Origin of the sequence: Persicobacter sp. CCB-QB2, assembly GCF_001274635.1 — a bacterium.
In the GTDB taxonomy this organism is placed as follows: domain Bacteria; phylum Bacteroidota; class Bacteroidia; order Cytophagales; family Cyclobacteriaceae; genus Persicobacter; species Persicobacter diffluens.
In genome coordinates, this window is record NZ_LBGV01000001.1 from 1,129,358 (window position 1) to 1,141,629 (window position 12,272).

Annotated in this window: 16 protein-coding genes; 7 read left to right on the forward strand and 9 right to left on the reverse strand. The window is 42.2% G+C overall.

Features of this window, described 5'->3' with window-relative positions; translation table 11 throughout:
* Positions 1 to 11: 11 nt before the first annotated feature.
* From NG22_RS05095 to NG22_RS05105, 3 genes are all read right to left on the reverse strand, one after another.
* Complete coding sequence (locus NG22_RS05095; RefSeq protein ID WP_053404722.1) at positions 12 to 629, reverse strand: deoxynucleoside kinase; 618 nt, start codon at positions 627 to 629, stop codon at positions 12 to 14.
* A 13-nt stretch (positions 630 to 642) separates the two neighbouring features.
* The gene (locus tag NG22_RS05100; RefSeq protein WP_053404723.1) at positions 643 to 1,260 is read right to left on the reverse strand and encodes a deoxynucleoside kinase; all 618 of its coding nucleotides are present in this window, start codon (positions 1,258 to 1,260) and stop codon (positions 643 to 645) included.
* Between the two features lie 441 nt (positions 1,261 to 1,701).
* Complete coding sequence (locus tag NG22_RS05105) at positions 1,702 to 2,034, reverse strand: enzyme of heme biosynthesis (protein WP_053404724.1); 333 nt, start codon at positions 2,032 to 2,034, stop codon at positions 1,702 to 1,704.
* Between the two features lie 207 nt (positions 2,035 to 2,241).
* On the opposite strand from NG22_RS05105, the gene NG22_RS05110 reads away from it, so the two are divergent.
* The 4 genes from NG22_RS05110 (at position 2,242) to NG22_RS05125 (ending at position 6,089) form a co-directional block, all read left to right on the forward strand.
* Positions 2,242 to 2,976: an electron transfer flavoprotein subunit beta/FixA family protein gene (locus tag NG22_RS05110; RefSeq protein ID WP_053404725.1), complete on the forward strand. Its 735-nt coding sequence runs from the start codon at positions 2,242 to 2,244 to the stop codon at positions 2,974 to 2,976.
* Positions 2,977 to 3,033: 57 nt separating this feature from the next.
* Positions 3,034 to 4,005 carry an electron transfer flavoprotein subunit alpha/FixB family protein gene (locus NG22_RS05115; protein ID WP_053404726.1) on the forward strand — a complete coding sequence of 324 codons (972 nt, stop codon included), beginning with the start codon at positions 3,034 to 3,036 and terminating at the stop codon, positions 4,003 to 4,005.
* A 6-nt stretch (positions 4,006 to 4,011) separates the two neighbouring features.
* Positions 4,012 to 4,674 (forward strand): bifunctional nuclease family protein, encoded by a 663-nt coding sequence (locus NG22_RS05120; RefSeq protein WP_053404727.1) that lies wholly within the window; start codon positions 4,012 to 4,014, stop codon positions 4,672 to 4,674.
* 98 nt (positions 4,675 to 4,772) lie between these two features.
* A complete protein-coding gene (locus NG22_RS05125) occupies positions 4,773 to 6,089 on the forward strand; it encodes a NupC/NupG family nucleoside CNT transporter (RefSeq protein ID WP_053404728.1) in 1,317 nt (438 codons plus the stop codon).
* 105 nt (positions 6,090 to 6,194) lie between these two features.
* On the opposite strand, the gene xseB is transcribed toward NG22_RS05125, so the two are convergent.
* Genes xseB through NG22_RS05150 form a run of 5 tightly spaced genes read right to left on the reverse strand, consistent with a single transcriptional unit; the run spans position 6,195 to position 9,328 of the window.
* A complete protein-coding gene (gene xseB, locus NG22_RS05130) occupies positions 6,195 to 6,404 on the reverse strand; it encodes an exodeoxyribonuclease VII small subunit (RefSeq protein ID WP_053404729.1) in 210 nt (69 codons plus the stop codon).
* Positions 6,405 to 6,407: 3 nt separating this feature from the next.
* Entirely contained in the window at positions 6,408 to 7,709 is a 1,302-nt protein-coding gene (gene xseA / locus NG22_RS05135; protein WP_053404730.1) for an exodeoxyribonuclease VII large subunit, read from the reverse strand.
* 40 nt (positions 7,710 to 7,749) lie between these two features.
* The gene (locus NG22_RS05140; RefSeq protein WP_172674328.1) at positions 7,750 to 8,166 is read right to left on the reverse strand and encodes a hypothetical protein; all 417 of its coding nucleotides are present in this window, start codon (positions 8,164 to 8,166) and stop codon (positions 7,750 to 7,752) included.
* A 49-nt stretch (positions 8,167 to 8,215) separates the two neighbouring features.
* Positions 8,216 to 8,617 (reverse strand): hypothetical protein, encoded by a 402-nt coding sequence (locus tag NG22_RS05145; protein WP_053404732.1) that lies wholly within the window; start codon positions 8,615 to 8,617, stop codon positions 8,216 to 8,218.
* Between the two features lie 39 nt (positions 8,618 to 8,656).
* Positions 8,657 to 9,328 carry an RNA polymerase sigma factor gene (locus NG22_RS05150; protein WP_082305125.1) on the reverse strand — a complete coding sequence of 224 codons (672 nt, stop codon included), beginning with the start codon at positions 9,326 to 9,328 and terminating at the stop codon, positions 8,657 to 8,659.
* A 50-nt stretch (positions 9,329 to 9,378) separates the two neighbouring features.
* Here NG22_RS05150 and NG22_RS05155 point away from each other — a divergent pair, with 50 nt between their 5' ends.
* Entirely contained in the window at positions 9,379 to 9,975 is a 597-nt protein-coding gene (locus NG22_RS05155) for a 3'-5' exonuclease (RefSeq protein WP_053404733.1), read from the forward strand.
* Positions 9,976 to 10,047: 72 nt separating this feature from the next.
* Here NG22_RS05155 and NG22_RS05160 read toward each other — a convergent pair whose 3' ends face one another.
* Positions 10,048 to 10,269, reverse strand: coding sequence for a hypothetical protein (locus tag NG22_RS05160; protein WP_053404734.1), 222 nt, complete (start codon positions 10,267 to 10,269; stop codon positions 10,048 to 10,050).
* A 143-nt stretch (positions 10,270 to 10,412) separates the two neighbouring features.
* On the opposite strand from NG22_RS05160, the gene NG22_RS05165 reads away from it, so the two are divergent.
* Together NG22_RS05165 and murI are read left to right on the forward strand one after the other, a co-directional pair.
* A complete protein-coding gene (locus tag NG22_RS05165; protein WP_053404735.1) occupies positions 10,413 to 11,459 on the forward strand; it encodes a glycosyltransferase family 9 protein in 1,047 nt (348 codons plus the stop codon).
* Positions 11,459 to 12,271 (forward strand): glutamate racemase, encoded by an 813-nt coding sequence (murI, locus tag NG22_RS05170; protein WP_053404736.1) that lies wholly within the window; start codon positions 11,459 to 11,461, stop codon positions 12,269 to 12,271. The genes NG22_RS05165 and murI overlap by 1 nt, the downstream gene beginning before the upstream one ends.
* Position 12,272 lies beyond the last annotated feature (1 nt).

Here is a 12,272-nt window from a genome sequence, read left to right on the forward strand (position 1 = left end):
GCAAGCTAACATTAGGAGAATAGCCCATGAAACTCCACATCAATGGCCTGGGTGATTTTGGCGAAATCCTCTGGCTTATTTTCATAATCCATCTCATTTACGTCAAAAATCAAAAGCTTGGAATCACTGTATTGACTAATCCATTCCTCATAATTTTTATTCAGGCTTTCCAAATATTGAAGCGGGATGCTTTGCTCGTAATCCCTTCCTCTTTTCTGAATTTGCTTCACCAATTTGGAAATGTCTGCCTTCAGATATATCATTAAATCCGGTGGCTGAATAAAGCGTTTCATATGCTGGTAAACGGCCAGATAATTATCCCAGTCCCGCTGGTTCAAAACACCTGAATCAAATAAATTCTTAGCGAAAATATTCACCCCCTCATCAATGGTTCTGTCCTGGACGGTCGTGCTGATTCTTTCCTTGATGTCAACGGCTTGCTTGAATCGGCTCTTCAAGAAGTACAATTCCAAATGGAAGGCCCATCGCTCCATATCATCATAAAAATCACTCAGATAGGGGTTGTCATCCACCGGTTCAAATTCTGCCGTCCACCCGTAATGGTGGGCCAGTTTATTGCAAAGGGTGGTTTTGCCTGAGCCTATATTTCCTGCAACTGCAATATGCATGGGTAAATAAATGTTAGGAGAATAAACCGTTTAGTTCTACATCAATTTTGTCCACTACCTGTGCAAAGTCTTCCACACGGTTTTCGTAATCCATTTCATTTACATCGATTACTAAAAGTCGGCCCGCATCATAATTGTCAATCCATGAATTGTAATAATTATTCAACGACTGCAAATAGTCTATGCGAATAGAGTTTTCGTAATCCCTGCCTCTTTTCGTAATCTGATCTACCAGCTTTGGAATATCCGCCTTCAAATAAATCAGCAGGTCAGGTGCCTGAATATAGCGTGTCATGGCCTGAAACAGATCCATATAGTTGGCATAATCACGCTCATTTAAGTTTCCGCCTTCATGTAGGCTACGGGCGAAAATATAGGCGTCCTCATAGATGGTACGATCCTGAATAATGGATTTTCCGCCTTCGCGAATATCCAGAATCTGCTCATAACGCTTGCTTAAAAAATAGACCTGCAAGTGAAATGACCATTGGGACATATCCGCATAAAAATCACTCAAATACGGGTTGTCATCCACGGATTCAAATTGTGGAGTCCAGTGGTAGTGTTTTGCTAATTTTTTGGTCAGGGTGGTTTTGCCTGAACCTATATTTCCTGCTACTGCAATGTGCATTATATACTCTCCCTTTTGAAATTCTTAATTTTTCGGACGGCAAAATAACGCAATAGAATGCGAATAAAAAAGGTTGATTATTTGACCATTTTTCTTATCTGAATATATCTGCCTTAAATCCTTCTTCTTCTGTTTGAAGAAAATAGGAGGGAACCGAAAATTTTTCCAATGCCTTTTCTCCCAAAAAAATGACAGCACATAAATTTCTCCTTCAGGATCTGGTTTAAACCAAATGATTCACCCTCAGATTCAATCCCTCTAGTTAAGAGAGCTTGTCCTCAGGCTGTTGTTTCTGGTTTAAAAAATGGTCCAAATCTGGTTAATCGTGCTTTCCTCTCCTTTTTTGGAAAATACCCGAAACAGGAAACTATTCCTTTATTTTCCTTCCTTGTAGCTGAACGAGTCATCAAGCATGCCTATTTCGGCTTTAAATGCAAAAAACTATTCTTCGTCGTACTCTTCAAACAGAAAATTCTGATAGGCATTTTGCAGTTCCCTAAGCGCAAAGTCATCCCCTTGATTTTTGGCCAGTGCAATACCTTCTTCATAAGTGGATTTCGCCTCTTCCAGCAGTTCCAGTTCTATATACAATTTTGCTGCATGATAATAGGTAGGTAGGTAATTTTTGTGATTTTTTAATAAGTGTTCAAAGTGATTTTTAGCCTTTTGCAGGTCGGATTTCGTATACTCTAAGGCAATTGAATACCAGATAAACGGATCACTTGGATCCTCCTCTTTGAAGGCGATTAATTGCGCTAACCGATCGAAACTCATATCTGAAAATTAGTTTTATTTAAAATTTTTTTAATAAATTAAAGTAAATGAGCTTGCGTGGATAAATTTGAGCTTAAAAAACGAGTGATTTTTTTTATCTTCCTATTCGTCATTTCGTTTCCTAAGGTGAGAATTTTGACGTACGCTTCCTTTTATTGAAACAATCAAAATCTCAAATAAACTTTAACCCATTAATCACCCGATTTTATGAAAATCCTTGTATGTATTACCCACGTCCCAGATACGACGTCAAAGATTGCCTTTACTGACAATAATACCAAATTTGACAGCAGTGGAGTGCAGTATATCATCGGACCTTATGATGATTACGCCCTGGCCAGAGCCGTGGAGTTGAAAGAAGCACATGGTGGCTCGGTGACCGTTTTGAACGTAGGAACGGCTGAATCTGAGCCGACCATTCGAAAAGCCCTGGCCATTGGTGCGGATGAGGCCATTCGGGTAAATGCCGAACCTACTGATTCTTTCTTTGTAGCCAGTCAAATTGCGGAGGTTGCCAAAGAAGGCTATGACCTGATTCTGATGGGAAGAGAATCCATTGATTTTAACAGCGGCGTAGTACACGCTTTGGTTGGAGAAATGCTGGGCATTGTGTCAGTTTCTCCTGTAATGCGTCTGGAAGTGGAAGGCAATACCGCCACCATGGATCGGGAGATTGAAGGAGGGAAGCAGACCATTCAGATTGATTTGCCTTTTGTGGCGGGTTGTCAGGAGCCGATAGCGGAATGGAAAATTCCTAATATGCGCGGTATTATGACCGCACGTACCAAGCCGCTGAACGTAGTGGAGCCTGTTGGTGGAGAAAAACAGGTGAAGCTGGTGGATTATGAATTACCAGCAGCAAAAGGCGCTGTGAAAATTGTGGCACAGGAAGAGGTGAATGAATTGGTGAAGATGCTACAAAATGAAGCCAAAGTATTATAAACCCGCCTTTCAGAACAACAACCTAACAACCCAAACTTCAAATTAGAATCAATTATTATGTCTGTATTAGTATTTATAGAATCAGATAACGGAAATATAAAGAAAAGCTCATTGGAGGCCGTTTCCTTTGGTGCCGGAATTGCCAAGCAGGAAGGAAGCACGGTTACCGCTTTAGTATTAGGGCTGGTGGAAGATTCCCAATTGGGCGCTTTAGGCATGGCGGGAGCGAGTAAAATCCTACATGCCAAGGAAGAAAGATTAAACACGCCGAGTATTATGGCTTATGCCTCTGCGATTTCGCAGGTGTTGGAGCAAACCGGTGCCACCACTTTGGTGTTGGCGCAATCGGCCTTAGCAACCCCCGCGGGCGCCAGAGCGGCGGTAAAAGCAGGCGCAGCCATCGTGTCCAATGTGATTGAATTGCCGGTGGTTGAAGGTGGGCAGTTCAAGGTGAAACGCGGAATTTTCACCGGAAAAGCTTTTGAAACCCTGAATGTAGAGGCGGATAAACGGGTATTGGTGGTGAAGAAAAATGCCGTAGAGTTGAAGGCCGATGGAGGAGAAGCCGTGGTAGAAGAGGTAGCAGTAAGCCTTTCTGATGGAGATTTTGTATTAAAAGTATTGGAAACTCACAAGCAGGAGGGGGATGTTTTACTTCCCGAAGCAGAAATTGTGGTTAGCGGTGGGCGAGGATTGAAAGGCCCGGAGAATTGGGGGATTATTGAGGATTTAGCCAGTAGTTTAGGAGCCGCTACAGGCTGTAGCAAGCCGGTATCCGACATGGATTGGCGTCCTCATCACGAACATGTTGGACAAACAGGAATAAAAGTAAGCCCTAATTTGTACATTGCTGTTGGTATTTCGGGTGCAATTCAGCATCTTGCAGGGGTAAACTCGTCAAAATGTATTGTAGTCATTAACAAGGATCCGGAAGCGCCATTTTTCAAAGCGGCAGATTACGGTATCGTTGGTGATGCATTTGAAGTACTCCCTAAGCTTACTGAAGCGATAAAGGCGGTCAAAAGCTAGATTATTTTGGATAAAATCAAACTCGACATCTTAGGTCTTTCCTCCAGCCAGTCCCAGTCAGGTTCTTTTGCCCTGGTTTTGGGAGAAGAAAGTGGTAACCGAAGGTTGCCCATCATTATTGGTATGTTTGAGGCGCAGGCCATAGCCATTGAAATTGAAAAAATTATTCCTAACCGTCCGATGACGCATGATTTGTTTAAATCAATCGGTTATGCGTTTAATTTTACGGTGGTGGAAATTCTGATTTCTGATTTGCGGGAAGGGGTGTTTTACGCCAAGATTGTCTGCAATGATGGCTTGAAAAATATCGAGATTGATGCGCGTCCTTCGGATGCCATAGCGATTGGCTTGCGATTTTCAGCCCCTATTTATACCTATGAGCGTATTTTAGGAGAAGCAGGAATTGTACTGACTGATGAAGAAGAGGACGAAGGTAAGCCCGCTGAAAAGGCGGAGGACCTGTCTTCTTTTGCACCGGCAGATAATCCTACCAGTAAAGCAGATCCGGTACCACCAAGCTCCGGAAGTGTTTCCAGAAGTAGCGGTGGTTCCTCCAAATTGAAAAATACTTCTTTAGCCAAGCTAAATGAAATGCTGGAGAAGGCCATTATGGATGAGGATTATGAAAAAGCTGCTGAAATTCGCGACGAGATTAATAAGCGACAATGATTTTAATTAAAAAGTTCTTAGAAAAAGCCTACTATTCTGTAGTAGGCTTTTTTTGTGCCATAGAATAAATTACCTTTGCCGAAAAATTATATTATTTGATGGAAATTGTACGGGGTTTCGTTGGTGTACTGATCATTCTCGGAGTGGCGGTTGCTTTTTCACGTAATCGAAAAGCGATTGATTGGCGACTAGTAGGATCAGGGATATTATTGCAAATTGTGATTGGGGTGTTAATCACCCAAGTGCCTTTTGTGAAAAGTGGCTTTGAGTCTGTTAGTGAAGGTTTCGTGACCTTCCTTGGTTTTACTGAAGCAGGAGCGGGTTTCCTTTTTGGTCCCTTGGCAGATGTAGACAGTTCTGGTTTTATCTTCGTTTTTCAAGTACTGACCACCATCGTATTTTTCTCTGCGGTTTCCACTGGTTTGTATTATTTAGGGATTCTTCAAAAGATTGTCTGGGTATTGGCCTGGGTGATGAAGAAGACTATGCGCCTTTCCGGTGCGGAGAGTTTATCCGTTGCTGGTAATATTTTCTTAGGGCAGACAGAAGCACCTTTATTGGTGAAGCCTTTCATTGCCGGAATGACCAAATCTGAGTTGATGTGTTTAATGACCGGAGGAATGGCGACTATTGCAGGTGGTGTTTTAGCGGGTTATGTGAAGTTTTTGGGAGGTTCTGATCCGGTCGAGCAGGCAAGATTCGCTTCCTACTTACTTTCGGCCTCAGTAATGAATGCACCAGCAGCTGTCGTTATGGCAAAAATTTTATTTCCTGAAGAGCATCATGATCAGATTGATACGGAAATGAAAGTAAATCCGGAATCTGTGGGGGTGAATATCATCGATGCCGTTTCCAGAGGGACTTCAGATGGTTTAGGCCTGGCGATGAATGTAGGGGCGATGTTGTTGTCTTTTATTGCAATTATAGCAGCGATCAATTACATGTTCACCGATCTTTTAGGAGAATGGATCGGTTATACTTCAGATGAAGATGTGTGGATTTCTTTGAATATGATGATTAAAGAAAGTACTAGTGGTGCTTTTGAAGGACTTTCTTTAGAATATTTATTCGGTCAGGTTTTTCGCGTATTTGCCTATATTATGGGGGTGGAATGGAGTGAGTCTTTATTGGTAGGTTCTTTATTAGGACAAAAAACGGCCATTAATGAATTTGTTGCTTATAGTAATTTGTCGGAGTTGAAGGCCGCTGGAGACTTAAGCTCCCGTGCGATTATTATTTCCACTTATGCCTTGTGCGGATTTTCCAACTTCTCCTCCATTGCGATTCAGGTAGGAGGTATTGGGGCATTAGCGCCATCTCAGCAAGCAAACCTGTCAAAATTGGGTTTGTTGGCTTTATTAGCGGCTTCCTTGGCTTGTTTGATGACCGGAACAATGGCTGGTATTATTTTGTAAATATTAAAGCTTAAACGAGAAAAAGGCGAAATGTGGAGTTATCCCGCATTTCGCCTTTTTTTTGTCCTCAGAATTTTGTGAGGTGATGGTTTAATTGGAGAAATGTCAACCCTCTTCCGGATCTTCATTCAATTTTTCCAACGCCTTATTCAATTTTTCTTCAGAGCCTCTAAGCTTGGACTGGCAAAATTTTAAGAGGGTGGCCGCTCGTTCTACCATGCCGGCCAATTCATCGACTTCCGGATTTTCTTGTTCCATTTTCTGGACAATCCCTTCCAGTTCTTCCAGGGCTGATTTATAGCTTTGTGTTTCCATATTTTAATTCACTGTACTTTCAATGGTATAATTGGCTGTTCGGGTTTGAATGACATCACCTTTCTCTGGTTTATTTTGCTCAGAGAGTACTTTTCCACCAAAGGTGGTCATAGAATAGCCGCGCTTCAATAGTTGTTTCGGATCCAGTAACTGAATGTTTTTTTGTAACCATTCTAATTTTTGCTGCTCTTTATCCACTATGCGTTTTGGGGCTTTTAGCAATCGATCCTTCAATCCTTCCAGTACCAGATTTTCCCTTTGTAGGCTTAAGCCTGCTTTTTGTGGAATGATGCGGTATAATTGCTCCAGATACTTTTCTTGTGCCCTAATATGTCCCGTTGCTGAAATCTGCAACTTATTACTTAGAAATTGGAGCTTGTCCTTGTCCTGTTGAAGGCGTTGCCCCGCATTCTGGCTGATGGTATTAACCAGATTGAGCACATTTTCTTCATAGCTTCGGAAGCCTTCAATCAGGAATTCTGCTACTGCTGTCGGAGTCTTCAGTTTGGTATGGGCCACCAAATCAGCGATGGTTTCATCCCGCTCATGGCCAATACCGGTGAGTATGGGTAATGGGAATTGGGCAATGTGTGCACAAAGATCGTAATCGTCGAAACAATCCAGATCCGTTTGTGCTCCACCACCACGGATGATCACCACCACATCGAATTCCTCCACCCGGTCATAAATGCTCATTAATGCCTTAATGATACTTTCCGGAGCGTTTTGTCCCTGCATCACCGAAGGGAAGAGTCTGCCCGTGATGGAGTAGCCGTAAATGTTATTTTTGATCTGATTTCTGAAATCCCCGAAGCCGGCCGCATTTTCCGCACTGATAATGGCAATGCGTTGCGGAACAGTGGGCAACAGGTGTTCTTTATTTAAATCAAAAATACCATCGGCCTGTAGCTGATCAATGGTTTCCTTACGTTTTCTGGCCCTTTCTCCAAGCGTATAGTTGGGGTCCAGATCCAGAATATTGGCAGAGATGCCATAAACCTCGTGAAACTGTACTTCTAACTTCACCAGCACTTTCATGCCATTGGCTAAATCAGAGCCGGTGTGTGTTTTAAACCAGGCGCTTAGATTGCGAAAGGTATACGCCCAGATGGTAGCCCGAATCTGAGCTAAAAATTGCGATCCCTTTTTTTCTACCAGATTCAAATAACAGTGTCCGGCACCGTGTATCCGCATTTCGGCAATTTCTGCTACGACCCAATAGCTGGGCGCCATGCTGCGTTGCAATACAGATTTGATTTCCTGATTGAATTGGGAAAGACTAATATGGGATTTGACTTTTTCCATAGGCGCCCAATTTAAGCATATGGGCACCGCTGATCAAGTTTTACTTGTTGCGGCTTCCGCCTCTTTTACGGTTTTCTGCATTCTTCAATAATTTTCTTCTGAATTCCGCCTCCAGTATGGGTACTTGCAGGGCAATGCCGGCGTCTAAAGCTTCAACCATTTCGCTCAGGTATTTTTTTTGAATATCCACTTCCCTGGCTTTTAGCTCAAATACTTCCTGCAAGCCCTGTTCTTCTTTGCCGGCATAATTGCCCGCCTTAATGTCCTCCACCAGTCGGCGCATTTGTCTGCGCAAAGTTTCGGCTTCCTTATTCATTTTATTATAAACAGGCCAAAAGACTTCTGCATCCTGACTGCTCAGGTCAAGCTGTTCCGTAAAATAAGCCACTTTATAATTGTGTATTTTCTCCCGGTTATTACCCTGGGCAAAGCTCAGCTGTATCGTGCTACAGAACATTAAAACGAAAATCGTTTTGATGCTATTGGTTATAAATTGACGTTTCATTTTAAAAAATGTCATTGGTATAGTGAAAGTAATCGATTTCATATTGTAAATCCTCCTCCGTGATTTTCATTTTCAGATCCTGCTCCTCCATGGGTAGGGAATGGATCAATTCCTGTTCTTCAATATCCAGCCCAAGGGGCTGATTTTCTTCTCGCAGATAAGCATAAACTTCTTCTGGGGAGAATTCGGGTGTTGTCAGTCGCTGGTGACCAAAAGGCCAGCTGATCAGCAGGGCCAGCGTTGCGGCAATGCTGATGGAAGCCGCCACCCTGATGGCAGGATAATCCAATAGGGAGGGTTTTTCCTGCTGATGAATGCGCTGATCAATTTTTTCCGCTAATTGATTAAAATACCCATCCGGAGTGGAGTAGGGGTTCTCTTTGGGAATATCTGAAAGTTTCATAATGTCTTTATTGTTTTGATGTTTTTGACCACCAATGGTTTAATGCTTGTCCAGTTGGGCTTCAATTTTTTTTACCGCATGATGGTAGTTCGCTTTGCAGGCGCCCACGCTTTTTTCGGTAATGCGTGCAATGTCTTCATATTTCAAATCCTCAAAATATTTCATATTGAATACCAACTGTTGTTGCGGTGGAAGTCCTAATATAGCCTTATGCAAGATCCTCTGAATTTCATCTCCATTAAAGGTGTTGCTGTGATCTATTTTTTGAATAAGCTCATTTTCCGCCTCCATCCAGGGCAGAAAGTGGCGCTTTTTCTTTTTGCGTAAAAAGTTGAGGCATTCATTACTGGCAATTCTATAAATCCAGGTAAAAAGGGCGGCATCTCCACGGAATTGGTCAAAATTCCGGAAAACCTTTACAAATGTTTCCTGCGTAAGGTCATCCGCATCCTCATGATCCACCACCATTTTTCTGATGTGCCAATACACCCTTTCCTGGTAATTTTCCACCAACTTGCGAAAGCCCAGCTCTCGCAGGTTGCCTTGCTCAGATTTAAGGTGATAGAGGAGTGTTTCTTCTTTCAATGGGATATAAAAAATGATTTTACCTTGGATGCGTTCAAAGTTAAAAGGTTTAACAGGCCAACTCAAAAAAATCAATTTTTCTTTTTTGTTAGAGGGGCAGGAGGTGGTGTGAAAGAAATACTCCATTTTGGCAAGGTGTTTGAAATCAATTAATTGTAAACATCTAAGCCAAAACAATGATTGATTTCAGCGCATATCTAAACGGAGAGAAAAAAATTTCGAAAGAGGAAGTTAATGAATTGCCATTGTGCCGATACGAAGGGGAAATCGTGACGGTGTCCAGTCGGGAAGCATTAATGGAAGCCGTAAAAGATTTAGCGCAATATCATCGTATAGGTTTCGATACTGAGACGCGACCATCAACCCAAAAGGGGTTTTCCAATAGTGTGGCATTATTGCAATTGTCTACACCCAAAACCGCCTATTTGATTCATCTTCATAAAACAGGTTTTCCGATTGAATTACAATGGTTGATGAGTAGTGCGGATCACTTGAAAGTAGGAATTGCGCTCTTAGATGATATCAGAGGTTTGCAGGAATATGCCGATTTTGAACCTCAGGGTTTTGTGGATTTGGCGGAAGTGGCGAAGGAGAAAGGTTTTCAGCAAACCGGAGCAAGAAATTTAGCGGGTATTCTGATGGGCGTTAGGATTTCGAAAACACAACAAACTTCAAATTGGGAGAAGTATCCCTTGAGTCAGGGGCAAAAATTTTATGCGGCTACAGATGCTTGGTTAGGCCCGGAATTATTGCAGCGATTCGAGCAAATTTAAGTTATAATAGTAAAGTAAAAGAATATACTAAAGGCGACCAATTTGGTCGCCCTTTTTATTGTATCGCACAAGTCAGGAAGTGTGGTAATCGTATGCAACGATTCGGACGCACAATTTTTTTTCCAAGTTTTGCACTTTTTTCAATTCCTCATCGGTTAACTGGGCGGGTTTTGGAGGGGTATAGTAGGCCAAAAGCGTTTTGCCTGTTTCTTTTTCCAGCGCTTTGATTTTTTTCAGATCTTTCTCGGATAAATAATCCGCATACTTTCTTTCGAATTCTGGTAAATCTTCCATGAAATTGAATGGTTATGGTGTTGATAATGTTTGTTTGATTATTGTTCTATCATAATATTCGAGTTGCGGAAGTTTTTTGTTTTCACATCGGGATTTTTATTTCCTAACCTGATTGATCAGAAATTTCCTGTATATTTGACGCCATGAATCAGAAAAATCCCAAATTTTTGGTCATGCAGTCCGCATTTATAGGAGATGTCATTCTCACCACGGCTGCATTGGAAAAATTGCATCTATATTATCCCCACGCACAAATCGATTTTTTAGTAAGAAAAGGCAATGAAGGCTTGGTGAAAGATCACCCTTTCTTAAAAAAAGTATACGTTTTCGATAAGAAAGGTGGGAAATTCAAAGAAATGCGACGTTTGATCAGTGAGATCAGGGCAGAAAAATACGATAAGGTGATTAATTTCCAGCGCTTTTTCTCCTCGGGCTTGATGGCGGCCGCATCCGGTGCAAAGGAAATCATTGGTTTTAAAAAGAATCCATTGTCCCGGGCATTTGATGTGAAAGGGGAACACCACTTTTCCAGTATGGACTCGGACTATTATATACATGAAGTAGAACGGAATCAGGCTTTGTTAGCAGCTTTTACTGATGATGAAAAAAATCAGCCTAAGCTGTATCCCACTAAGGAGGATTACGAAAAAGTAGCACCTTATAAAAACAGCGATTATGTTTGTATGGCGCCTACCAGCGTTTGGTTTACCAAGCAGTTTCCTGCGGAGCGTTGGGTGGAATTGATGGATAAAATGCCTGCAGATCTGACGATTTATCTTTTAGGAGCTCCTTCGGATAAAGACGTTTGTGAGCAATTAAAAAATCAGGCTAGGCATCCCCATATTGTGAACCTGGCAGGTGCTTTACCTTTGTTAGCATCGGCGGCATTGATGAAAGATGCTTTGTTGAATTATGTGAATGATTCAGCCCCCATGCATTTATGTTCAGCCATGAATGCCCCGACGGTGGCGATTTATTGTTCTACCGTTCCGGCTTTTGGTTACGGGCCCTTGGCGGATTTTAATCGCATCGTAGAGGTGGAAAAGCCTTTGGAGTGTCGACCTTGTGGCGTTCACGGGCATAAAAAATGTCCGAAAGGACACTTTAAATGTGGTTTTGATATTGAAATGAATGCTTTGCTGAAAGCTTTGGAGGAAGCGAAAGCCTGGCGTTCTGATTTAATGGCGTAATGGATAATAAAAACCAACCAATTGGCATTTTTGATTCTGGTATCGGAGGGCTGACAGTGGCCAAGGCGATCAAAGAAGTGTTGCCTCAGGAGCGTATTGTTTATTTCGGGGATACAGCACATTTGCCCTATGGGGAAAAGTCTACGGCGGCCCTGCAGGCTTATGCCATTAAGATTTGCAATGTGTTGTTGAGCATGTCCTGTAAAATGATCGTGATTGCCTGTAATTCTGCCTCTGCCGCGGCTTTTGATTTGGTGAAGGAGTATGTAGGCTCGAAAGCGGTGGTGATGAATGTGATTGACCCGGTGGTGGATTATGTAGTAGAGCATTATCCGGATCAAACCGTAGGGCTTATCGGTACGCGCCAAACGATTTCCTCCAATATTTATCGCCAGCGAATACACCATTTCCAAAAAGGAGTTAGTCTGAAATCATTGGCGACTCCTTTATTGGCGGGTATGATTGAAGAAGGCTTTCACCATAATCAGATTTCTCGCTCGGTGATTAATGAATACCTGAGCCAAAAAGAGTTGGCGGACATTCGTTCTTTGATTCTGGGTTGTACTCACTATCCTTTGATCAAGGATGAAGTGGAGGACTTTTATAAAGGGAAGGTGGATGTGATAGATTCCCCGGCGATTGTGGCAGCCGCTATTAAGGATAAATTACTTGAACAGGGGCTTCTAAGGAATCAGAAGCCGGCTCGTCAGGATTATTTCATGGTGTCGGATTATACCCAGTCTTTTGAAATGAGTTCAGCCTTGTTTTTTGGAGAAAGTGTTCAGCTCAACAAATACCCGCTTTGGGAATAAT

Coding starts and splice junctions, on each gene's coding strand:
- NG22_RS05095 (WP_053404722.1), bottom strand. CDS start 629: ATGCATATTGCAGTTGCAGGAAATATAGGCTCAGGCAAAACCACCCTT.
- NG22_RS05100 (WP_053404723.1), bottom strand. CDS start 1,260: ATGCACATTGCAGTAGCAGGAAATATAGGTTCAGGCAAAACCACCCTG.
- NG22_RS05105 (WP_053404724.1), bottom strand. CDS start 2,034: ATGAGTTTCGATCGGTTAGCGCAATTAATCGCCTTCAAAGAGGAGGAT.
- NG22_RS05110 (WP_053404725.1), top strand. CDS start 2,242: ATGAAAATCCTTGTATGTATTACCCACGTCCCAGATACGACGTCAAAG.
- NG22_RS05115 (WP_053404726.1), top strand. CDS start 3,034: ATGTCTGTATTAGTATTTATAGAATCAGATAACGGAAATATAAAGAAA.
- NG22_RS05125 (WP_053404728.1), top strand. CDS start 4,773: ATGGAAATTGTACGGGGTTTCGTTGGTGTACTGATCATTCTCGGAGTG.
- xseB (WP_053404729.1), bottom strand. CDS start 6,404: ATGGAAACACAAAGCTATAAATCAGCCCTGGAAGAACTGGAAGGGATT.
- xseA (WP_053404730.1), bottom strand. CDS start 7,709: ATGGAAAAAGTCAAATCCCATATTAGTCTTTCCCAATTCAATCAGGAA.
- NG22_RS05140 (WP_172674328.1), bottom strand. CDS start 8,166: ATGTTCTGTAGCACGATACAGCTGAGCTTTGCCCAGGGTAATAACCGG.
- NG22_RS05145 (WP_053404732.1), bottom strand. CDS start 8,617: ATGAAACTTTCAGATATTCCCAAAGAGAACCCCTACTCCACTCCGGAT.
- NG22_RS05150 (WP_082305125.1), bottom strand. CDS start 9,328: ATGGAGTATTTCTTTCACACCACCTCCTGCCCCTCTAACAAAAAAGAA.
- NG22_RS05155 (WP_053404733.1), top strand. CDS start 9,379: ATGATTGATTTCAGCGCATATCTAAACGGAGAGAAAAAAATTTCGAAA.
- NG22_RS05160 (WP_053404734.1), bottom strand. CDS start 10,269: ATGGAAGATTTACCAGAATTCGAAAGAAAGTATGCGGATTATTTATCC.
- NG22_RS05165 (WP_053404735.1), top strand. CDS start 10,413: ATGAATCAGAAAAATCCCAAATTTTTGGTCATGCAGTCCGCATTTATA.
- murI (WP_053404736.1), top strand. CDS start 11,459: ATGGATAATAAAAACCAACCAATTGGCATTTTTGATTCTGGTATCGGA.